Raw genomic sequence first — 19,411 nt, 5'->3', positions numbered from 1 at the left:
CCTTATTTCAGATCGGCGTTATCAAAGTTGAACGAGGTATCCGGCATCACGTAGAAGCCGCTCAGCTGTTTGCTGTTGGCCGACAACAGACGTTCGGTCGCCAGGAAGATCCAGGGCGCGTCGGCCCAGATGCGATCCTGTGCGTCCTGATACAGTTTCTGCTTCTCGGCGCGATCGGTGGTCGCCAGCGCGTCGGTCAGATCCTTGTCCACCTGCGGGTTGCTGTAGAACGCGGTGTTGAACTGCTTCGGTGGCGCCGCCTGGGTGGAGAACAGCGGCGACAGCGCCCAGTCCGCTTCCCCGGTCGAGGCCGACCAGCCGGTGTAGAACAGCCGCACGCCGGTGTCTTTCACCCCGACGCTCTCCACCTGCGCCGCGCGCTGCCCGGCATCCATCGCCGTCACCGTCACTTTCACCCCCACCTGCGCCAGCTGCTGTTGGGTGAACTGCAGCACTTTCTGCGCGGTGCTGTGGTTGTGGGACGACCACAGCGTGGTGGTGAAGCCGTTCGGGTAGCCGGCCTCTTTCAACAGCTCGCGCGCCTTGGCCGGATCGTACGGCCACGGCTTGTAACGGGCGGCGAAATCGATGGCCGGCGGCACCGGCCCTTCCGCCGGCACCGCATAACCGGCGAACGCCACCTTGATCAGCGCGTCCTTGTTAATCGCGTAGTTGAGCGCCTGGCGCACCTTCGGGTTGTCGAACGGCTTTTGAGTGACGTTCATGCTGATGTAACGCTGCAGGATCGACGGCGCAGCCACCACGTCCAGCTTGGCGTTGCCCTCCAGCACCTTGGCCTGCTCGTAAGGGATCGGGAAGGCGAAGGTCGCCTCGCCGGTCTGCAGCATCGCCGCGCGGGTGTTGTTATCCACCACCGGGCGCCAGGTGATGCTGTCGAGCTTCGGCAGCCCCGGCTGCCAGTAGCCGTCGAACTTCTTCACCTTGACGAAATCGGTCTGGTTCCAGGTCACGAACTGATACGGCCCGGTGCCGACCGGGTGGAAACCGATCTCTTTGCCGTATTGCTTCAGCGCCGCCGGGGAGATGATCGCCGCCGCCGGGTGCGCCAGATTGTTGACGAACGCCGAGAACGGCGCCTTCAGCACGATCTTCACCGTATTGGCGTCCACCGCCTCGGTTTTGTCGATCATCTTGAACAGGTTGTAGCGCTTGAGGTGGCTGTCCGGGTTACTGGCGCGATCGAGGTTGGCCTTCACCGCCTCGGCGTTGAACGCGGTGCCGTCGTGGAATTTAATGCCCTGACGCAGTTTGACGGTATAGGTCAGGCCGTCTTTGCTGACCTCATAGCTGTCCGCCAGCACGTTCACCAGCTTCATGTCCTTGTCGAAGCCGAACAACCCCTGATAGAAAGACTTGGCCACCGCCTGCGACAGCGTGTCGTTGGCGTCGTAAGGATCAAGAGTGGTGAAATTGGACGCCACGGCAATCACCGCGTCCTTCGCCGCCCAAACCGGGCCGGTTCCCGCCGCCAGCAGTATGGCGGCCAACAGCGCATTGCGTTTGAATGTGTGCTTCATGTCGCTTGTCTCTCCTGAGGTCTTTAAAAAGCACCGGCGATCGGGTGGCGGGCGACAAAGTGCCCGGCGCCAACCTGCACCAGCGGTGCGGTAACGGGTTCATCGCCCAGTGCGCGCACTGGGCTAGGGATCTCATCGGCCGGCAGCGGCTGCCGTTTGTGGGCATGAGCGGGATCGGCTACCGGCACTGCCGCCATCAACTTGCGGGTATAGGGGTGCTGCGGATTGTCGAATACCGCCTGCCGCGGGCCGATCTCGACAATTTGCCCGAGGTACATCACCGCCACCCGGTGGCTGATACGCTCCACCACCGCCATGTCGTGTGAAATGAACAGAAAAGCGATGCCGAACTCACGCTGCAGATCGAGCAGCAGATTGACGATCTGCGCCTGAATCGACACGTCCAGCGCCGAGACCGCTTCATCGGCGATCACCACTTTCGGGTTCAGCGCCAGCGCGCGCGCGATGCAGATGCGTTGGCGCTGGCCGCCGGAAAATTCGTGCGGATAGCGGCGCGCATGCTCCGGCTGCAGACCGACGCGTTCCAGCAGCCAGGCCACCCGCCGTTCCGCCTCACGGCCGCGCATCACGTTGTGCACCAACAGCGGCTCCATGATGGAGAAACCGACCGTCAGGCGCGGATCGAGCGAGGCGTAAGGATCTTGAAAGATGAACTGAATATCGCGCCGCAGGTGCTGCAGCGCCGGCCCCTTCAATTGGTCTATCCGCCGCCCGGCGAAGGTGATGGTGCCGCTCTGGCTGTCCACCAGCTTCAGCAAAGCGCGCCCGGTGGTGGACTTGCCGCAGCCGGACTCGCCCACCAGCCCCAGCGTCTCGCCAGGGTAAAGATCGAAACTGACGTTTTCTACCGCGTGCACCCGGCGAGTGACCCGATTGAACAACCCGCTGCGCAGATCAAAACGCGTGACCAGATGCTCCACCCGCAGGATCGGCGCAGCGTCTGGCGGCACGGTATCCTGCGGCGCCGTATCCCCCTCGCCATCCGCCAGCGGAAACTTCGCCGGCAGCGGCCGATCGGCCATCTCCCCCAGCTTCGGCACCGCCGCCAGCAGCGCCCGGGTATAGGCCTGTTGCGGCGCGGCGAATAATTCACGCACCCGATTCTGTTCCACCTGCTCGCCGCGGCGCATCACCAGCACCCGGTCGGCTATCTCTGCCACCACGCCCATGTCGTGAGTGATGAAGATCACCCCCATCTGCATCTCCTGTTGCAGCACGCGGATCAGCTGCAGGATCTGCGCCTGAATGGTGACGTCGAGGGCGGTAGTGGGTTCATCGGCAATCAGCAACGCCGGCTTGCAAGAGAGCGCCATAGCGATCATCACCCGCTGGCGCATGCCGCCGGAAAGCTGATGCGGGTAGCGCCCCAGCACCTCTTTGGCCTCCGGAATGCGCACCAGATCGAGCATGCGCAGCGCCTCCTGACGCGCGCTGCGGTGGTCCATGCCCTGATGCAGGCGCAGCGATTCGGCGATCTGCTCGCCGACCGGAAATACCGGGTTGAGCGAGGTCATCGGCTCCTGGAAGATCATCGCCATGTCGGCGCCGCGCACCGTGCGCAGCGTGCTCTGCGAGGCATGCGCCAGATCGAGCAACGCGCCGTCGCGCCGGCGCAGCGTCATGGCGCCGCTGACGATGCGCCCACCGCCCTGCTCCACCAGACGCATTAGCCCCAGCGAAGTGACCGATTTACCAGAGCCGGACTCGCCGACGATCGCCAGCGTCTCGCCGCGATCGAGATCGAACGACAGGTTGCGCACCGCTTCCACGGCGCCGTCCACTTGAGGAAAACTGATGCTCAGATCGCGCACCGTCAGCACCCGCTGCGGCGGCAATGACAATTCGTCGCCGGCGGGCCGGAATGAAACGTCGGTCATACACCCTCCCGGTGAACGCTTAGCGATAAATCCCGACGGACGGCGCATCGCCGACATAACCAAAACCGCGATACATCCCCTCGCAGTTAAACGGCAGCGCGATATTGCCGTGGCGATCGACGGCGATCATGCCGCCGCTGCCGCCCAGTGCAGGCAGTTTCTCCATCACCACCCGATCGCTGGCCGCCTGCAGACTGAGGCCGCCGTATTCGATCAGGGCGGAGACGTCATAGGCCGCCACGCCGCGCATGAAAATCTCGCCGGTGCCGGTGCTGGAGACCGCCACGGTGGCGTTGTTGGCATAGCAACCGGCGCCGATAATCGGCGTGTCGCCCACTCGCCCTGCCTGCTTGTTGGTCATGCCTCCGGTGGAGGTGGCGGCGGCAAGGTTGCCCAGCGCATCCAGCGCCACCGCGCCGACGGTGCCGAATTTGCGATCGGGATCGAGCGGATCGCCGGCCCGTGCCGCGCCGTCGTGATCGAGCAATACCCGGCCCTGCTCCGCCTGGGCGCGGTGCAGCTGATCAAAGCGTTCTTGGGTAAAGAAGAAGTCGGGAGTAACCATTTCCAGTCCGTGGGCGGCGGCAAACTTCTCGGCGCCTTCGGCGGCAAACAGCACGTGTTCGCTGTTTTCCAGCACCGCGCGCGCCGCCAGCACCGGGTTGCGGATATGGCTGACGCCGGCGACAGCGCCGGCGTCGCAGGTGCGGCCGTCCATCACGCAGGCGTCCAGCTCGTGGGTGCCCTGATGGGTAAACACCGAGCCTTTGCCGGCGTTGAACAGCGGGCACTCCTCCAGCAGCCGCACCGCTTCGGTCACCGCGTCCAGCGCGCTGCCGCCCTGTGCCAATACCGCCTGCCCGGCGGCCACGATCTCGGACAGCGCCTGGATATACTGCCGTTCTTTTTCCGCACTCAGCGCCGCCCGGGTAATTGCGCCCGCGCCGCCATGAATGGCAATCACTGGTTTGCTCATTTGCCTGACACCCTGTGTTAATCCCGCCGTTGCACAGCGAATAAGCTGAGCGCGGTATCATTATTATTCAGTCTTTTCGACTCTATTTAGTCCTACAGTGGAAGTACAGCATAACGTCCACGTCCCGCTTTTAGCGTAGTCCGCTTAGACCGTTTCGCACCTTGAAATATCTTATTGGAATAAAAACAGCAGGTTATAAAAAGCAGTAAGCCGCTGATAGTATGACTGGGATTATTGGTAATTTCGCGAGAGGAAATAGCGGTAGAGCGTAATGAAATAAACGTTCGCGCTGAGTCACGCTTATTGCGGCGCCCGGCCTGCTGTTTTTACCCGGCCGGGCGCAGATAATCCAACGATTAAAAACCCGAGCCGGGCTGCCGTAAAAAGGCCTCTTCTTCCGGGGTGCTGGTGCGCCCCAATATCGCATTGCGATGCGGGTAGCGGCCGAAACGATCGATGATCGCCTTATGCCGCAGCTCGAACTCCAACTGGTCACCGTTATTGAGCTCGGTATACAGCACCAGCGCCTGTTGGTGGATCAGTGGCGATTCCGAATGCATGAACGGCAGATAGAGAAAACCTCGCTGCTCGCGGCTCAGCCGTTCGCACTCGCCGCTGCGGATCGCCTCTTGCGCCAGGACCAGTGCCATGCCATCGCAGGCGAACGACTGCGGCGTGCCGCGGAACAGGTTGCGGCTGAACTGATCGAGCACGATCACCTCCGCCAGACGCCCCTCGATAGTGTCGCGCCAGTGCGCCAGCTCCCCCGCCGCCGCCGCCCGCCAGATTTCGCCAAAACGGCTGTGCAGCAGACGATCGAAATCGTCGTCCTTTTTAAACCACATCACCGGTTCGATCTCGTCGAACCAGAACTCGATAACCTGTTTATGCATCATGATTCTCCTCTGTTTTACCCAGTTTATACCCGTTCGCGCTTCCGGCGCAGTGCGAAAGATGGCGGGCATAACCCGTTCTCCCCCCCGGCGTTCTCTGCCATAATACCCGCACTTTGTCGCTATCAATGCGCACCCTGATTACGGAGTTCCCCTTATGGATCATTGCCATACTTCCGATCTCATCTCCCTGGAGCAAGCGCTGGAAAAAATGCTCGGGCAGATCGCCCCGCTGCAGCAGACCGAATCCGTCGCCCTGACCGCCGCCGCCGGCCGCATCACCGCCGCGCCGGTGGTCTCGCCGCTCGACGTGCCGCCGTTCGCCAACTCGGCGATGGACGGCTATGCGGTGCGCCTCGCCGATCTGGCGGCCAATGCGCCGCTGCCGGTCGCCGGGAAAGCCTTCGCCGGCGCGCCGTTCGACGGCCAATGGCCGGCCAACAGCTGCGTGCGCATCATGACCGGCGCGCCGATCCCGGCCGGGGCGGACGCGGTGATCATGCAGGAGCAGGCAGAAGTGAGCGAGCAGGGCGTGCGTTTTACCGCCCCGGTTGAAGCCGGCCAGAATATCCGTCTGGCGGGTGAAGACATTCGCCAAGGCGCCAGCGTGTTGCCGGCCGGCGTGAAGCTGGGCGCCGCGCAGCTGCCGCTGCTGGCCTCGCTCGGGGTCGCCGAAGTGCAGGTAATGCGTAAGCTGAAGGTGGCGGTGTTCTCCACCGGCGACGAGCTGCAGCCGGTCGGCCAGCCGCTGCAGGCGGGCCAAATCTATGATACCAACCGCTTCGCGGTGCGCCTGATGCTGGAGCAGATGGGCTGCGAAGTGCTCGATCTCGGCATTATCCGCGACGATCGCGATGCGCTGCGCGACGCCTTCACACAGGCGGACAGCCAGGCCGACGTAGTGATCAGCAGCGGCGGCGTCTCGGTCGGCGAGGCCGACTACACCAAACAGATGCTCGACGAACTGGGCCAGGTCAGCTTCTGGAAGCTGGCGATCAAACCCGGCAAACCGTTCGCCTTCGGCAAACTGGGCCACGCCTGGTTCTGCGGCCTGCCGGGCAACCCGGTTTCCGCCGCCCTGACCTTCTACCAACTGGTGCAACCGCTGCTGGCGAAGCTGGCCGGTCACAGTGACTGGCGCCTGCCGCCGCGCCTGCGCGCACGGGCGCTAACCCCGCTGAAGAAATCGCCGGGCCGCCTCGATTTCCAGCGCGGGGTGTTCAGCAGCAACGCCGCGGGCGAACTGGAGGTCAGCACCACCGGCCACCAGGGCTCGCACGTCTTCAGCTCCTACAGCCAGGGCAACTGTTTCATCGTGCTGGAGCGCGAACGCGGTTCGGTGGCGGTAGGCGAAACGGTGGAGATCGAGCCGTTCAACGCCCTGCTGAGGAGCTGAACATGCTGCCGGAATTGACCGACGCCGAAGCGCTGCGCTACAACCGCCAGATCGTGCTGCGCGGCTTTGACTTCGACGGCCAGGAGAAGCTGAAGGCCGCCCGCGTGCTGATCGCCGGGCTGGGCGGGCTGGGCTGCGCCGCCGCGCCATATCTGGCGGCGGCCGGCGTCGGCCATCTGGTGCTGGTGGATTTCGACACCGTCTCGCTCTCCAACCTGCAGCGCCAGATCCTGCACCGCGACGATCGCATCGGCCAGAGCAAAGTCGCCTCCGCCAGGCAGGAACTGAGCGCCATCAATCCGCATATTCGCATCGACGCCATCGACGGCCGTCTGGAAGATGACGCGATCGCGGCAGAGATCGCCGCCTGCGATCTGGTGCTCGACTGCACCGACAACGTGGCGGCGCGCGACGCCCTGAATCGCCTGTGCCACGCACAGCGCAAGCCGCTGGTTTCCGGCGCGGCGATCCGTATGGAAGGCCAGCTCAGCGTATTCACCTATCAGCCGGGCGAGCCCTGCTACCGCTGCCTGAGCCGGCTGTTCGGCGACAGCGCCCTCACCTGCGTCGAAGCAGGCGTGATGGCGCCGCTGGTCGGCACCATCGGCACCCTGCAGGCGATGGAAGCCATCAAGCTGCTGGCCGACTATGGTCAGCCGCTGCGCGGCAAGCTGTTGATGTTCGATGCGATGAGCATGCAGTTCCGCGAGGTGAAGCTGCCGAAGGATCCGCACTGCGAGGTGTGCGGCGGGGAATGACGGATAAAAAAAGGGCGGGATAATTCCCGCCCTGATGCGTTACCGCGAGGGTTACACGATGCCCTGGCTGCGCAGATAGTCTTCGTAGTTGCCGGTAAAGTCGATCACCTTGTTCGGGGTGATTTCCAGAATCCGGGTCGCCAGCGAGCTGACGAACTCACGGTCGTGGGAGACGAAGATCAGCGTGCCTTCGTACATCTCCAGCGCCATGTTCAGCGATTCGATGGATTCCATATCCAGGTGGTTGGTCGGTTCGTCCATCACCAGAATATTCGGGCGCTGCATCATCAGCTTGCCGAACAGCATGCGGCCCTTCTCACCACCGGATAGCACCTTCACGCGCTTCTTGATGTCGTCCTGGCTGAACAGCAAACGGCCCAGCACACTGCGCACCGCCTGCTCGTCGTCTTTTTCCTGCTTCCACTGGCTCATCCAGTCGAACACGGTCAGGGTGTCGTCGAACTCGTATTCGTGATCCTGCGCGTAATAACCGATACGGGCATTTTCCGACCACTTCACGGTGCCGCTGTCCGGCTGCGCGTCGCCCACCAGCGTTTTCAGCAGGGTGGTTTTACCGATGCCGTTGGCACCCAGCACCGCGACCTTCTCGCCCACTTCCACCATCAGGTTCAGCTTGTTGAACAGCGGGCCTTCGTCGAAGCCCTTGGTGAGCGCTTCCACTTCCAATGCGTTACGGAACAGCTTTTTGTCCTGCTCGAAACGGATGAACGGGTTCTGGCGGCTGGAGGCTTTCACCTCTTCCAGCTGGATCTTGTCGATCTGGCGGGCGCGCGACGTGGCCTGCTTGGATTTGGAGGCGTTGGCGCTAAAGCGGCTGACGAACGATTGCAGCTCGCTGATCTGCGCTTTCTTCTTAGCGTTGTCCGCCATCAAACGCTCACGCGCCTGGGTGGCGGCGGTCATGTATTCGTCGTAGTTGCCCGGGTAGACGCGCAGCTCGCCGTAGTCCAGATCCGCCATGTGGGTGCAGACCATGTTCAGGAAGTGACGGTCGTGCGAGATGATGATCATGGTGCTGTTGCGTTCGTTCAGCACCTGCTCCAGCCAACGAATGGTGTCGATGTCCAGGTTGTTGGTCGGTTCGTCGAGCAGCAGGATTTCCGGATCGGAGAACAGCGCCTGCGCCAGCAACACACGCAGCTTGAAGCCCGGCGCGATTTCGCTCATCGGGCCATAGTGCTGTTCCACCGGAATGCCCACGCCAAGCAGCAGTTCGCCGGCACGCGCTTCGGCGGTATAACCGTCCATTTCGCCGTAGGCCACTTCCAGGTCGGCTACTTTATAGCCGTCTTCTTCGCTCATCTCCGCCAATGCGTAGATGCGGTCGCGCTCTTCCTTCACCGCCCACAGTTCGGTGTGACCCATGATCACGGTGTCCAGCACGCTGTACTGCTCGAAGGCGAACTGATCCTGACGCAGTTTACCCAGGCGCTCGTTCGGATCGAGGAACACGTTGCCGCCGCTCGGCACCAGATCGCCGCCGAGGATTTTCATAAAGGTGGACTTGCCGCAGCCGTTGGCGCCGATCAGGCCGTAACGGTTGCCGCCGCCGAATTTAACAGAGATGTTTTCAAACAACGGCTTACTGCCGAACTGCATGGTGATGTTGTTAGTGCTTAACACAGCGCTCGCTCTTTATACATAGGGAATGTGATTTGGCGCGCATTATGCCACAACGGGGTGCAGAGATCGCGGGAAGTTTCGGTGACATTTTGAGCGTCAGGCTGGTGCCGTTTGCCGGTGGGCATTGGCTTGCGTACAAAAAGTCTGCTAGATTCGGCGGTTCATATTGAAAAGGATTTCTATGAAAAGCGTAAAGCAGATAGCCAACGACATGGCGGATGCCGTAAACATTGACAGCAATTTAGTGCGCGGGTTTGCACAAGGTTTTATCAGCGTACCGGTCGATTTCTACTACCTGGGCTACGACTATATTGATACTGAAAACAGATGGCTAAACTCGCAAGATAAAGAGCGATTTATCAGACTCATCAAGTCAGGCCTGGCCAATAAAGCGAGCATCGAGAAAGTGGCTCATATCTTCATCGAAAACTTCGCCAGTAAGGTCAAGTTTGAAGATGTTAAGGACATGACCATAAGAAAATCAGGCAAACTCATCGGCAAATTCGCCTTTAATCAGTTAGCCACCGCAAACATGGGATATATATTCTCTAAACAAATCATCCCACGGCTTGTCTCGGGTGTTGCCGTTGGCTCAATTCTCACCGCTGGAGCAAGCATATCGCGCTCTGTCTATACATCACGCGACTTGAGGGCAAGAAACTCACGGATGTAAGATCAACTCAGACGCCTGGGAAACCTCGATCTGCTGTACTTTCTGTTAGAAAACAAAGTCCGACCATTCGAGGATGCCGTCTCGGTTTGGGAAAGAGATCGAAAGAAATTAAGCCAAATTTGTCAGTACTTTTTTGCAAAGGTTAACGTATGAAGAACTTTATGCTGGCGGCTTTATCCAGAATTATTCAGGGCATTGGGTGCGGCGTTGTGGCCCTCTCGCTGTTAGCCATTGCCTGGTTCATGTTTTATTCCGACGACAGTTTGAAGTATCTGTGGGTTGCGATATCAATAGCGGGAGTTTTCTTAGGGTATGTCATTTTCAGGTTTGCGGTTAAAAAAATACACGACGGAAGCCCTGATTAAATAACATTGTGTTCAATTGAGCAGCAGATCACTCAGTCCAAAGAAACTCGCGTCAATTATTACATAGTTTGTCCTAATACCGACGCTCAGCGCAGCTGCTTCTCCAGCCACGCGCGCATATCCGCCACCACCCGCGTCATTTCACTCTCGCCATTTTCGCGCCGCATCACATGGTCTAAAGCCGGATAATTCAGGTAAGTGATATTCGTTTTGCCGTCGGCCCGCAGCTCGGCGATCATTTTCCCGACCGCTCCCGGCGAAACGGCGCGATCCTGGTCACCCTGCACGATCAGCACCGGCGTCTTGATGCTGCGCAGGGTGGCAAGCTGATCGATGTTCAGCATGCCACCAGGCATAGCCATGATCGCTGGCGTTCAGGGGGAACGGCGGCGCCGTCAGCACCTGCTGTAAAAATGCGTTCAGCCCGGCTTTCTCTTCTTTTGGCGCGTCGGCCACGCTGTGGCGCACATCGTCAATAAACCAGCGTCCGCCGCCGCTGAACGCCAGGGTGGCGTCAACCAGGCCCGAGGAGGCCGTCACCAGATTGGCGATCACCGCCCCTTCGCTGCCCCCCAGCACCGCGACCTTTTGATAGCCGTTGCGCGCACTCACCGCCTGCAGCACCTGGGTGACATCGCTCACCCGCCGCTGCGGCGTATCATGCTGCACGAAAGCGTCCGGGCAATCCTGCCGCGGCACCTCTTCGCGGTACGGCAAGGTGTCGTCGATGCCGTATTTCTCCACCGTCAGCAGGTCTGCGGCGGGTAACACCTGCCGCATCGGCGTGACCAGGCGGATATGCCGCACGCTGTTGCAATCCGAACCTTGCAGGATCACCAACAGCGCCGCCGACGATTGCCCGGGCACCGCAGCGTCCAGATAGTAATGAATACTCGAACCATCCTCCCGCGGCAGCGTCAGCGCTGCAGATTGCGCCATCGCCAGCCCGCTCCACAGCGCCAATACGCTCAGCATGCCTGTCGCCACTCTCATCACTTGCTCCTCTTCCCTGTTGCGTTCGGTTAATTCGTCTTTTCTGGTCTACGCTTCATGCCAATCACGTTTCTGACAGGGAAGCCTTACCGTGCCACACCTCTATAACACCGCACTGCTGATCGGCGCCGCGCTGAGCACCATCGCCGCCCTGCTGCATATTTGGGTGATCGCCGCCGGGCCGCGCGGCTATCGGCTGTGCGGCGCCGGCGATCGCTTCATTAAGGCGGCGGAAGCGGGTAAAAAGTTCCCGGCCGTCGTCACCGCCGGTATCGCGCTGGTTCTGTTTATTTGGGCGCTGTACGCGCTGTCCGGCGCGGGCCTGATCGCGCCGCTGCCGCTGCTGCGGCCCGCGCTGTTTATCATCACCTTTATCTACCTGCTGCGCGGCGTCGCCGGCCCTTTCGCCCTGCGTGATACTGGCCGCAGCCAGCGTTTTATCGTCGTCAGCTCGCTGATTTGCCTCGGCTTCGGGCTGGTGCATCTGCTGGGGATGACGCAGCGCTGGAGTGCGTTGGCGTAACGCCCTGTTGCTGCAAAACGGCGATAAACGCCTGCGCGGCGGCGCTGCGGTAAGCGCCTTTGCGCTGCAGCCATACCGCCTGTCGCACCGGCATGGCGTTGGCCAACGCCACTTTTTTCAACTGCCGGTTCTCGCGCGCAATGGCGGCTGGCAGCAGCGTGGCAAGCTGCCCGCGCCGCACGATCTCGACGATGGCGCCCAGCGCATTGGCCTCCACCGCCACCTGCGGCCGAAATCCCAACTGTGTGCAGTAGCGATCGATAAACTGCCGCGTGGCGAAGTCGCCACTCAGCAAAGCCAGCGGCAGATGTTGCCACTCCGCCAGCCTCAGCGGACGGCGATGCGCCGCCAGGGGATGATCGGCGCCGACCATCAGCTCCAGCGTCTCGCTGAACAACGGCGTGGCTTCTACCTCCGCCGACTGCGCCATCTCGAAGGCGATCCCCAGGTCCAGCCGATCCTGCGCCAGCAGCGCCTCGATCCGCTCTTGCGCCATCTCCTCAATGCTCAGGGTAATCCCCGGGTAGCGGCGGTAGAACGCATCGATCGTCGGCCCCACCAGATAGGCGGTGAAGGTTGGCGTCATCGCCAGCCGCAAATGGCCGCGCGCCAGCGTCGCCACGTCATGGATCGCCCGCGCGCCGGCGTCCAAATCCTGCAGCGCCAGCCGCGCATAGCGCATCCACGCCTCACCGGCGTCGGTCAGGCGCACGGCTCTGCCACTGCGATCGAACAACGGCGCTCCCAGTGCGTCTTCCAACTGCTTGATCTGCTGGGACAACGTCGGTTGCGAGACGTGCAACGCTTCGGCGGCGCGGGTGAAGTTGCCCTGTTCGGCAACGGCCAGAAAATAACGGATGTGTCGCAGCAGCATAGCGCCCCAGCTATTAGTAAAACCTATAGCCAGCATTATAAATGGGTCTTAGACCCTATAGCCAGAAGCGTTCATCATGCCGCCATCGCATAACGACACCCAATGGAGAAACGGATGAAAGAGGTGATTGAAGGCTTCCTGAAGTTCCAGCGCGAAGCCTTTGTTGAACGCACGGCGCTGTTTCAGCAGTTGGCGACCCGCCAAAACCCGCGCACCCTGTTTATCTCATGTTCCGACAGCCGCCTGGTGCCGGAGCTGGTCACCCAGCGCGAGCCGGGCGATCTGTTCGTGATCCGCAACGCCGGTAACATCGTGCCTTCTTTTGGCCCCGAACCCGGCGGGGTGACCGCCTCGGTCGAGTACGCCGTCGCTGCGCTGGACGTAGAAGACATCGTGATCTGCGGCCATTCCGACTGCGGCGCGATGACCGCCATCGCCACCTGCCAGTGTCTGGATCACCTGCCGACGGTCGCCGGCTGGCTGCGTTACGCCGATTCCGCCAAGGCGGTCAACCAGGCTTATCCGCACGCCTCCGACGCAGCCCGGGTCGCATCGATGGTGCGCGAAAACGTCATCGCCCAGCTCAACAACATCAAAACGCACCCTTCCGTCGCCCTGGCGCTGGATCAGGGCCGCCTGGCGCTGCACGGCTGGGTCTATGACATCGCCAGCGGCGCTATCGAGGCGCTGGACGGCGAAACCCGCCGCTTCGTGCCGCTCGCCACCCATCCCGAGGTGACCGCCACCCCGGCGATCGCCCGTTTTTAAGCCCACAAAAGGAGTCAACATGACACACTCTCTGCACAACACCGCCCCGCGCGAAGCGCTCACCGACAACATCATGGCCGCCAAGATCCGCCATAATCTGACGTTCGAAGCGCTGGCCGAGGGCACCGGTCTCAGCCTGGCGTTTGTCACCGCCGCCCTGCTGGGGCAGCATGCGCTGCCGGAACCGGCGGCGCGCACGGTAGCGGCCAAGCTGGGGCTGGACGAAGAAGCGGTGCTGCTGCTGCAAACCATCCCGCTGCGCGGCAGCATTCCCGGCGGCGTGCCAACCGATCCGACCATTTATCGCTTCTATGAAATGCTGCAGGTTTACGGTTCCACGCTGAAAGCGCTGGTGCACGAGCAGTTTGGCGACGGCATCATCAGCGCCATCAACTTCAAGCTGGATATCAAGAAGGTCGCCGATCCGGACGGCGGCGAACGCGCGGTGATCACCCTGGACGGCAAATACCTGCCAACCAAGCCTTTCTAATTGGCCTTTCGCCGGCGGCCCGCGCTGCCGGCAAATTGACAGCCAACCGGCCATTGGCTACATTAACTGCGCTTAAACGCCGCCCTGGCGTTTTTCACTGCCCGAGGCCTGTATGTTGGAGATTGTAACCACCCGATAGTCGCTTCCTTGCCGTATGGCGAGGGACTCTGACGTATCCGACGCGCGTTTGCGCGGGGATGCGCGTATCTGGGGTTATTACAGGATCTCCCAACATGAACATTTCCAAAGCGGAACAACGCGTGCTGCACGTGTTGGCCAAAGGCGGCTATATCGCCTTCACCCGCAACGACGCCGGTCGCGTCACCCACGTCGAATGCTACACCCGCGAAGGGCTCGGCCTGGCCGACTGCTCGCTGGCCGTCTTCACCAAGCTCAAAACCAAACGCCTGATCCTCTCTCGCCAGGGGCGCCCTTATCGCGTCACCTTTGCCGGGCTCAAGGCCGTGCGGGCGCAGCTGGATAACCGTTAATCATCGATGCCGGCCGGGCAGGCAGCCCGGTTGGCACAGCCTTATTTAATCAGGATACAACCATGAACATCACGTTACGCCACGAAACGCCGGCCGACGTCGGCGCCATCACCACCCTGACCGCCGCCGCGTTCCTGCATGCCGAACACAGCAGCCACACCGAGCAGTTTATCGTCAGCGCGCTGCGCGCGGCAGGCGCTCTCACCCTGTCGCTGGTCGCCGAGCACAATGGCACACCGATCGGGCACGCGTCCGTCTCGCCGATCGTGCTCAGCAACGGCGCCGCCGGGTGGTACGGGCTGGCGCCGGTGTCGGTGCTGCCGGCCTATCAGAGCCAGGGGATCGGTAGCCGGCTGATCCGCCGGCTGCTGGCCGAGCTGCAGGAACGCGGCGCCGCAGGCTGCGTAGTGCTGGGCGATCCGAACTATTACGGCCGTTTCGGCTTCCAGGCGCAGTGCGCGCTGGCCCTGCCGGGCGTGCCGCAAGACTACTTCCGCGCCATCGCCTTCCAGGGCGCGCTGCCGTGCGCGGAGGTCACCTTCCACAACGCGTTTAACGCCGAAGCCTAACCCTGTTGCCGGCGCCGTCATGGCGCCGGTTTTCAGTCCCGTTCGCCATAACGCAAGACGGTCATCCCTTCCTCTTCCGCCGGGGGAACAAAGTACTGCGCCAGGCGCTCAAACTCCGCTTCGCTCAGGGCAAACGGGTGCTCGCCGCGCGCATTTCTCAGCGTTATCCGGCTCAGGCACTGCGCATGGCTGACATCGAGAAAGTGCAGGCAGTGTGCGACGCCGGCCTCCTCCGCCAAGGCTTTGGCCCAGCGCCGCCTGTCCGGCGTATTCATCGGAAAATCGAGCGCCACGGACCAACCGCCGCGCAGCAGCTGAACGAGGTGCCCGCCCAGCGCCCGCCGCAACCGGTCGGAACAGCGCGCGTAGTCTTGCAGACTGGCCATCTCCTGTTCATACAGCGTCGCCAGCCACGCATCTTCGCTCAGCAACAGCGTTTGCGGTTGCTGCGCCAAACTCTGCGCCAGCGTCGATTTGCCTGCGCCGGCCTTGCCGCACATCAGGTGTAAAACTGCAGGGTAGGTTTGCATGACGTTCTCCGGTCGTTGCCGGAAGGGGATAAAAAAACCCGCCTGCCGGCGGGTTTTTATTGGCGACACACGCGCTATCCCACCCTCTGGAGAAGGGTGATAATAATTTGCGCGAATGGGCGGTAGGATTTTTTCATAGCTAATGAATATGACAACCGTGCACCGTTGTCAATTCGCCGTCATCAATCCCTGTTCTCGCACAAACTCGGTGAATAAACTCACTTTCTGCTGCACATGCCGGCGCGTCGGGTAAACCGCGAAGACCTGATGCACGTCGGCAATCTGTTCAGGGAACAGCTGCACCAGTCTGCCGGCAGCAATCTCGGGATCCGCCACAAACGACGGCAGCGAACCGATGCCCAGTCCCGCCACCAGCATATCCCGCAGCATCAGGCTGTTGTTGGCGATCAGCCGGGGAGTGAACGTCACGCTCAGGCTCTCCTCGCCGGCGGTGAACTGCCACTGCCCCGGTTTTTCCGCCAGGGAATAGGCCAGACAGCTGTGCCGCGGCAATTCATTGGGCGTTTGCGGCACGCCGTGCTGCGCCAAATAGCCGGGCGCGGCGCAAATTCGCTGGTGCACGTCACCCAGCGCCCGGGCGCTGAGGGAAGAATCCGGCAGTCGGCGGCGAATGCGCAAGGAAATATCGAAACCGGCCGCCACCACGTCCAATACCCTGTCGTCCAGCGTCAGTTCCACCTGCAGCTGCGGATAACGTTGCATAAACGGCGGCAGCAGCGGCGACAGCACCGTCAGGCCGAACGAGAGCGGCGCATTGACCCGCAGCGTGCCGGAGACCTGCTGCGCGCTGGCGGCAACCGTCTGCTCCAGCGCGTCGAACTCGCCAAGCAACCGGCAGGCTTCCTGGTAATAGAGCTGCCCGGCTTCGGTCAGGCTCATGCTGCGGGTGGTGCGCACCAGCAACAGCGTCCCCAACCGACTTTCCAACTGCTTAATCTGCTTGCTCAATGCCGCCGGCGTGATCGCCAGATCCTCCGCCGCCTTATAGAAACTGTTGCGCTCAACCACGCGGCGAAAGGCGCGCATCGTCAGTAGCACGTCCATATTACGTCCTTCAGGTTAATTATTAATTCAATAAACCATAGATTATTAACCAAATAAATATCAGTAGACTTCATTCAACCGCTTCCCTGAGTGGGACGTGAATTTAATCTACTGATAATCATGGAGTTAATAATGAAAAAGACCCTAATCGCCCTGATGCTCGGCCTGAGCGCCGCCACCGCCCCCGTCGCCGCGCTGGCGCAATCCCCCGCCGCCGATAGCCGCCAGGCGGGTTATGTGCAACCGCTGACCGCCGACAACAGCCTGTTGCTGCTGGTCGATCTGCAGGACATGTTCGGCATGACCATTTCCTCTATCGATCAAACCAACCTGGTGAATAACGCCGCCGGCATCGCCAAGGCCGCCAAGGTGTTCAACGTGCCGACCATTCTGGCCTCGGCCAACGCCAAAAGCTTCGCCGGGCCAGTATTCCAGCAGGTGACGCAGGCACGCCCGGATCTGCAGGTGTACGATCGCACCGCCATCAACGTCTGGCAGGATCGGCGCGTGGTGGATCTGATCAAACAATCCGGCCGCAAGAAAATCATCATCGGCGGGCTGTGGACCGCCAGCTGCGTGATGCTGCCGGCGCTGTCCGCTCTGGGCGAGGGGTATGAGGTCTACATATTGTCGGACGTCACCGGCGACATTACGCCAGATAGTCAAAACAACGCCATGCAGCGCCTGGTACAAGCAGGCGCCACCCCTATCAACTGGGTGGCGTTGATGCTGGAATGGCAGCAGGACTGGAGCCGCAAGGCCACGGCGGGGGGCGTATTGCAGATCGCCCGCGACCACGGCGCCGCCTGGGGAATGGGCGCCCGCTACGCCGGGGCGATGAAGGTGGGCAGCGAAGCGAAATAAACGGGTGAAAGCCCGCCGTCAGCGGGCTTTTTTCAGGTGCGGTGATAGCAACGGCTATCCTGCGGCGCCTGGTCGCGTCTCTCCAGCCCGTAATCCCGCACCACCTCCGCCACCCGCAGCCGGTACTGCGCCAGCACCTCGCCACGGCCGCGCGCCTGTGCCGCGCGATGCTGCTCGAGATTGCGCCACTGCTGCACCGCCGCCTCGTCGCGCCAGAAGGAGAGCGACAGCAGGCGCGCAGGATCGGCCAGGCTTTGAAAGCGCTCGATGGAAATGAATCCGTCGATCTGCGCCAGCAGCGGCTTCAGCTCCGCCGCCAGCGCCAGATAGGTATCGCGCTGCCCATCAGCGGCCTGCAGTTCAAAAATCACGGCGATCATTATCGTCTCCTCTCACGGTAAAATTCCGGTACGCGCGCATGGTAAGAATGGCGCCACCGCACCGATTCCAACGCCCGCTCATCAATATCCAGCAAACGCAGACGCACTGCACCAGAGTGCGATAACCACAGGTTAGCGATGGACGCGCAGTCATACTTCGTCTAACCTCGAAGTATGCATAACATCGACATTGAAGATCGTTTAGCGGCGCTGAGCGCCGCCATCGCCGACCGCACCCGGGCGCGCATGCTGTGCCTGTTGATGGACGGGCGCGCCTACACCGCCACCGAGCTCAGCGCGGCGGTCGAGGTTGCCCCGTCCACCGCCAGCGCGCATCTGGCGAAACTGCTGGAGCAGCGGCTGATCGCCTGCGTCAAACAGGGGCGCTACCGCTATTTCCGGCTGGCCGGGCAACCGGTGGCCGCAGCGCTGGAAGGCCTGATGGCGCTGGCGGGCGTACCGCGCCCGTCGGTGAAAAGCAGCACGCCCACCACGCTGCAATATGCTCGCACCTGCTACGACCATATGGCGGGCGAGGTAGCGGTGAAGCTGCACGATCGGCTGCATGCGCTGAACTGGCTGGCCGGTGAAGAAGACTACCGATTAAGCGACGCCGGTCAGGCCGCGCTGACGCGGCTGGGCGTCGATTGCTCTCCCGCGCCCACTCGCCGCCGCTTCGCCTGCGGCTGTCTGGACTGGAGCGAGCGCCGATCTCACCTCGGCGGCGCGCTGGGCGCCGCGCTGTTGGCCGCCTTTATCCAACGCGGCTGGATCCTTCGCCGGCTCGACAGCCGCGAGCTGCAGCTGACCCCCGCCGGTAAAAAAGCGCTGGCCGCACATTTTGACCTCACGGTGTAACCCGGCGACAGGGTAGTTTTACTGCAATACTCTAGGGGTACGCTTAAGCGACCCCGCCAACCCGAGGAGTTTCCATGCTCGATTCCACCCAATTCCCGATCGTCAAACGCTGGCCGGCTCAGCATCCGGAATGGCTGCAGCTCTACTCTCTGCCGACGCCGAACGGCGTCAAAGTCTCCATCATGCTGGAAGAGATCGGCCTGCCTTATGAAGCGCACCTAATCGACATCGGCAACAACGAAACCTGGACGCCGGAATTCCTGGCGCTGAATCCGAACGGCAAGATCCCGGCGATCATCGATCCCGACGGCCCCGGCGGCCGGCCGCTGCCGCTGTTCGAATCCGGTGCCATTCTGCTCTACCTGGCAGAAAAGAGCGGCCGCTTCCTGCCGCAGGATCCAGCCCAGCGTTATGAAACCATTCAGTGGGTGTTCTTCCAGATGGCCGCCGTCGGCCCGATGTTCGGCCAGCTCGGTTTCTTCCATAAATTCGCCGGGCGCGAATATGAAGACAAGCGGCCGCTGGAGCGTTACAAAAACGAATCGAAACGCCTGCTTGGTGTGTTGGAAACGCGCCTGGAGGGCCGTGACTGGATCATGGGCGCAGACTACACCATCGCCGATATCTCGCTGCTGGGCTGGGTGCGCAACCTGATCGGCTTCTATGAGGCCCGCGACCTGGTGGAGTTCGACAGCTTCCCGCGCGTCGCGCAGTGGCTGGAGCGCGGTTTAGCGCGGCCGGCGGTGCAGCGTGGGCTCGCTATCCCGGCGCGCGCGGCCTGATCGTCACACGGGATGGCCATCGGACCGTCCCGTCTTTCATTGTCATAAAATTGTCATCCCTCTGCTCTACTCTCCTTTCGTAA

At 61.8% G+C, this 19,411-nt stretch carries 23 protein-coding genes; 12 read left to right on the top strand and 11 right to left on the bottom strand.

Annotated features, from left to right (window positions below):
* Positions 1-2 precede the first annotated feature (2 nt).
* From gsiB to WA302_RS04170, 4 genes are all read right to left on the bottom strand, one after another.
* The gene (gene gsiB / locus WA302_RS04185; protein WP_025302140.1) at positions 3-1,538 is read right to left on the bottom strand and encodes a glutathione ABC transporter substrate-binding protein GsiB; all 1,536 of its coding nucleotides are present in this window, start codon (positions 1,536-1,538) and stop codon (positions 3-5) included.
* 23 nt (positions 1,539-1,561) lie between these two features.
* A complete protein-coding gene (locus tag WA302_RS04180) occupies positions 1,562-3,436 on the bottom strand; it encodes a dipeptide ABC transporter ATP-binding protein (protein WP_261456167.1) in 1,875 nt (624 codons plus the stop codon).
* 19 nt (positions 3,437-3,455) lie between these two features.
* On the bottom strand, positions 3,456-4,412 hold the full coding sequence (locus WA302_RS04175; protein ID WP_089180700.1) for an isoaspartyl peptidase/L-asparaginase family protein: 957 nt from the start codon (positions 4,410-4,412) through the stop codon (positions 3,456-3,458).
* Between the two features lie 356 nt (positions 4,413-4,768).
* Entirely contained in the window at positions 4,769-5,305 is a 537-nt protein-coding gene (locus WA302_RS04170) for a DUF924 family protein (protein WP_049295271.1), read from the bottom strand.
* Between the two features lie 157 nt (positions 5,306-5,462).
* Here WA302_RS04170 and moeA point away from each other — a divergent pair, with 157 nt between their 5' ends.
* Positions 5,463-6,701, top strand: a complete 1,239-nt coding sequence (gene moeA, locus WA302_RS04165) for a molybdopterin molybdotransferase MoeA (RefSeq protein ID WP_193402633.1) — start codon at positions 5,463-5,465, stop codon at positions 6,699-6,701.
* 2 nt (positions 6,702-6,703) lie between these two features.
* Positions 6,704-7,459 carry a molybdopterin-synthase adenylyltransferase MoeB gene (gene moeB / locus WA302_RS04160; RefSeq protein ID WP_193402634.1) on the top strand — a complete coding sequence of 252 codons (756 nt, stop codon included), beginning with the start codon at positions 6,704-6,706 and terminating at the stop codon, positions 7,457-7,459.
* A 51-nt stretch (positions 7,460-7,510) separates the two neighbouring features.
* Here moeB and WA302_RS04155 read toward each other — a convergent pair whose 3' ends face one another.
* Positions 7,511-9,103: an ABC-F family ATPase gene (locus WA302_RS04155; RefSeq protein WP_025302134.1), complete on the bottom strand. Its 1,593-nt coding sequence runs from the start codon at positions 9,101-9,103 to the stop codon at positions 7,511-7,513.
* A gap of 181 nt (positions 9,104-9,284) precedes the next feature.
* On the opposite strand from WA302_RS04155, the gene WA302_RS04150 reads away from it, so the two are divergent.
* Together WA302_RS04150 and WA302_RS04145 are read left to right on the top strand one after the other, a co-directional pair.
* The gene (locus tag WA302_RS04150) at positions 9,285-9,776 is read left to right on the top strand and encodes a hypothetical protein (RefSeq protein ID WP_261456166.1); all 492 of its coding nucleotides are present in this window, start codon (positions 9,285-9,287) and stop codon (positions 9,774-9,776) included.
* Positions 9,777-9,925: 149 nt separating this feature from the next.
* Positions 9,926-10,141 (top strand): hypothetical protein, encoded by a 216-nt coding sequence (locus tag WA302_RS04145; RefSeq protein ID WP_060444247.1) that lies wholly within the window; start codon positions 9,926-9,928, stop codon positions 10,139-10,141.
* A gap of 86 nt (positions 10,142-10,227) precedes the next feature.
* On the opposite strand, the gene WA302_RS04140 is transcribed toward WA302_RS04145, so the two are convergent.
* Positions 10,228-10,485 carry an alpha/beta hydrolase family protein gene (locus tag WA302_RS04140; RefSeq protein ID WP_193402635.1) on the bottom strand — a complete coding sequence of 86 codons (258 nt, stop codon included), beginning with the start codon at positions 10,483-10,485 and terminating at the stop codon, positions 10,228-10,230.
* Positions 10,418-11,134 (bottom strand): hypothetical protein, encoded by a 717-nt coding sequence (locus WA302_RS04135; RefSeq protein ID WP_193402636.1) that lies wholly within the window; start codon positions 11,132-11,134, stop codon positions 10,418-10,420. The genes WA302_RS04140 and WA302_RS04135 overlap by 68 nt, the downstream gene beginning before the upstream one ends.
* A gap of 91 nt (positions 11,135-11,225) precedes the next feature.
* Here WA302_RS04135 and WA302_RS04130 point away from each other — a divergent pair, with 91 nt between their 5' ends.
* Positions 11,226-11,657: a hypothetical protein gene (locus WA302_RS04130; RefSeq protein ID WP_043143410.1), complete on the top strand. Its 432-nt coding sequence runs from the start codon at positions 11,226-11,228 to the stop codon at positions 11,655-11,657.
* On the opposite strand, the gene cynR is transcribed toward WA302_RS04130, so the two are convergent.
* On the bottom strand, positions 11,581-12,531 hold the full coding sequence (gene cynR / locus WA302_RS04125) for a transcriptional regulator CynR (protein ID WP_043143408.1): 951 nt from the start codon (positions 12,529-12,531) through the stop codon (positions 11,581-11,583). The genes WA302_RS04130 and cynR overlap by 77 nt on opposite strands.
* A gap of 114 nt (positions 12,532-12,645) precedes the next feature.
* Between cynR and WA302_RS04120 the strand changes: the two genes are divergently transcribed.
* The 4 genes from WA302_RS04120 (at position 12,646) to WA302_RS04105 (ending at position 14,849) form a co-directional block, all read left to right on the top strand.
* Positions 12,646-13,299: a carbonic anhydrase gene (locus WA302_RS04120; RefSeq protein WP_261456165.1), complete on the top strand. Its 654-nt coding sequence runs from the start codon at positions 12,646-12,648 to the stop codon at positions 13,297-13,299.
* Between the two features lie 19 nt (positions 13,300-13,318).
* Complete coding sequence (gene cynS, locus WA302_RS04115; protein WP_261456164.1) at positions 13,319-13,789, top strand: cyanase; 471 nt, start codon at positions 13,319-13,321, stop codon at positions 13,787-13,789.
* A gap of 233 nt (positions 13,790-14,022) precedes the next feature.
* Complete coding sequence (locus tag WA302_RS04110) at positions 14,023-14,280, top strand: YjhX family toxin (protein WP_004939031.1); 258 nt, start codon at positions 14,023-14,025, stop codon at positions 14,278-14,280.
* Positions 14,281-14,342: 62 nt separating this feature from the next.
* Positions 14,343-14,849: a GNAT family N-acetyltransferase gene (locus WA302_RS04105; RefSeq protein WP_197835464.1), complete on the top strand. Its 507-nt coding sequence runs from the start codon at positions 14,343-14,345 to the stop codon at positions 14,847-14,849.
* 32 nt (positions 14,850-14,881) lie between these two features.
* Here WA302_RS04105 and WA302_RS04100 read toward each other — a convergent pair whose 3' ends face one another.
* Positions 14,882-15,379, bottom strand: a complete 498-nt coding sequence (locus tag WA302_RS04100; protein WP_049295266.1) for an AAA family ATPase — start codon at positions 15,377-15,379, stop codon at positions 14,882-14,884.
* A 168-nt stretch (positions 15,380-15,547) separates the two neighbouring features.
* The gene (locus WA302_RS04095) at positions 15,548-16,444 is read right to left on the bottom strand and encodes a LysR family transcriptional regulator (protein ID WP_025302124.1); all 897 of its coding nucleotides are present in this window, start codon (positions 16,442-16,444) and stop codon (positions 15,548-15,550) included.
* A 132-nt stretch (positions 16,445-16,576) separates the two neighbouring features.
* On the opposite strand from WA302_RS04095, the gene WA302_RS04090 reads away from it, so the two are divergent.
* Positions 16,577-17,308 (top strand): isochorismatase family protein, encoded by a 732-nt coding sequence (locus tag WA302_RS04090; protein ID WP_025302123.1) that lies wholly within the window; start codon positions 16,577-16,579, stop codon positions 17,306-17,308.
* 32 nt (positions 17,309-17,340) lie between these two features.
* Here the strand turns inward: WA302_RS04090 and WA302_RS04085 are convergent, their stop codons facing one another.
* Positions 17,341-17,688 (bottom strand): antibiotic biosynthesis monooxygenase family protein, encoded by a 348-nt coding sequence (locus tag WA302_RS04085; protein WP_025302122.1) that lies wholly within the window; start codon positions 17,686-17,688, stop codon positions 17,341-17,343.
* 174 nt (positions 17,689-17,862) lie between these two features.
* Between WA302_RS04085 and WA302_RS04080 the strand changes: the two genes are divergently transcribed.
* Positions 17,863-18,546 carry an ArsR/SmtB family transcription factor gene (locus WA302_RS04080; protein WP_025302121.1) on the top strand — a complete coding sequence of 228 codons (684 nt, stop codon included), beginning with the start codon at positions 17,863-17,865 and terminating at the stop codon, positions 18,544-18,546.
* A 74-nt stretch (positions 18,547-18,620) separates the two neighbouring features.
* On the top strand, positions 18,621-19,328 hold the full coding sequence (locus tag WA302_RS04075) for a glutathione S-transferase N-terminal domain-containing protein (protein ID WP_025302120.1): 708 nt from the start codon (positions 18,621-18,623) through the stop codon (positions 19,326-19,328).
* Positions 19,329-19,411: the final 83 nt, after the last annotated feature.

It is taken from the genome of Serratia sp. 201 (genome assembly GCF_037027545.1).
Lineage (GTDB): Bacteria > Pseudomonadota > Gammaproteobacteria > Enterobacterales > Enterobacteriaceae > Serratia > Serratia bockelmannii.
Note: the sequence above shows the minus strand (reverse complement) of the source record. Positions and strands in the feature narration are given on the sequence as shown.

Excerpts from the sequence above, each read along its gene's own strand:
- gsiB (WP_025302140.1), bottom strand. The coding sequence starts at position 1,538 with ATGAAGCACACATTCAAACGCAATGCGCTGTTGGCCGCCATACTGCTG.
- WA302_RS04180 (WP_261456167.1), bottom strand. The coding sequence starts at position 3,436 with ATGACCGACGTTTCATTCCGGCCCGCCGGCGACGAATTGTCATTGCCG.
- WA302_RS04175 (WP_089180700.1), bottom strand. The coding sequence starts at position 4,412 with ATGAGCAAACCAGTGATTGCCATTCATGGCGGCGCGGGCGCAATTACC.
- WA302_RS04170 (WP_049295271.1), bottom strand. The coding sequence starts at position 5,305 with ATGCATAAACAGGTTATCGAGTTCTGGTTCGACGAGATCGAACCGGTG.
- moeA (WP_193402633.1), top strand. The coding sequence starts at position 5,463 with ATGGATCATTGCCATACTTCCGATCTCATCTCCCTGGAGCAAGCGCTG.
- moeB (WP_193402634.1), top strand. The coding sequence starts at position 6,704 with ATGCTGCCGGAATTGACCGACGCCGAAGCGCTGCGCTACAACCGCCAG.
- WA302_RS04150 (WP_261456166.1), top strand. The coding sequence starts at position 9,285 with ATGAAAAGCGTAAAGCAGATAGCCAACGACATGGCGGATGCCGTAAAC.
- WA302_RS04145 (WP_060444247.1), top strand. The coding sequence starts at position 9,926 with ATGAAGAACTTTATGCTGGCGGCTTTATCCAGAATTATTCAGGGCATT.
- WA302_RS04140 (WP_193402635.1), bottom strand. The coding sequence starts at position 10,485 with ATGCTGAACATCGATCAGCTTGCCACCCTGCGCAGCATCAAGACGCCG.
- WA302_RS04135 (WP_193402636.1), bottom strand. The coding sequence starts at position 11,134 with ATGAGAGTGGCGACAGGCATGCTGAGCGTATTGGCGCTGTGGAGCGGG.
- cynR (WP_043143408.1), bottom strand. The coding sequence starts at position 12,531 with ATGCTGCTGCGACACATCCGTTATTTTCTGGCCGTTGCCGAACAGGGC.
- WA302_RS04120 (WP_261456165.1), top strand. The coding sequence starts at position 12,646 with ATGAAAGAGGTGATTGAAGGCTTCCTGAAGTTCCAGCGCGAAGCCTTT.
- cynS (WP_261456164.1), top strand. The coding sequence starts at position 13,319 with ATGACACACTCTCTGCACAACACCGCCCCGCGCGAAGCGCTCACCGAC.
- WA302_RS04110 (WP_004939031.1), top strand. The coding sequence starts at position 14,023 with ATGAACATTTCCAAAGCGGAACAACGCGTGCTGCACGTGTTGGCCAAA.
- WA302_RS04105 (WP_197835464.1), top strand. The coding sequence starts at position 14,343 with ATGAACATCACGTTACGCCACGAAACGCCGGCCGACGTCGGCGCCATC.
- WA302_RS04100 (WP_049295266.1), bottom strand. The coding sequence starts at position 15,379 with ATGCAAACCTACCCTGCAGTTTTACACCTGATGTGCGGCAAGGCCGGC.
- WA302_RS04095 (WP_025302124.1), bottom strand. The coding sequence starts at position 16,444 with ATGGACGTGCTACTGACGATGCGCGCCTTTCGCCGCGTGGTTGAGCGC.
- WA302_RS04090 (WP_025302123.1), top strand. The coding sequence starts at position 16,577 with ATGAAAAAGACCCTAATCGCCCTGATGCTCGGCCTGAGCGCCGCCACC.
- WA302_RS04085 (WP_025302122.1), bottom strand. The coding sequence starts at position 17,688 with ATGATCGCCGTGATTTTTGAACTGCAGGCCGCTGATGGGCAGCGCGAT.
- WA302_RS04080 (WP_025302121.1), top strand. The coding sequence starts at position 17,863 with ATGCATAACATCGACATTGAAGATCGTTTAGCGGCGCTGAGCGCCGCC.
- WA302_RS04075 (WP_025302120.1), top strand. The coding sequence starts at position 18,621 with ATGCTCGATTCCACCCAATTCCCGATCGTCAAACGCTGGCCGGCTCAG.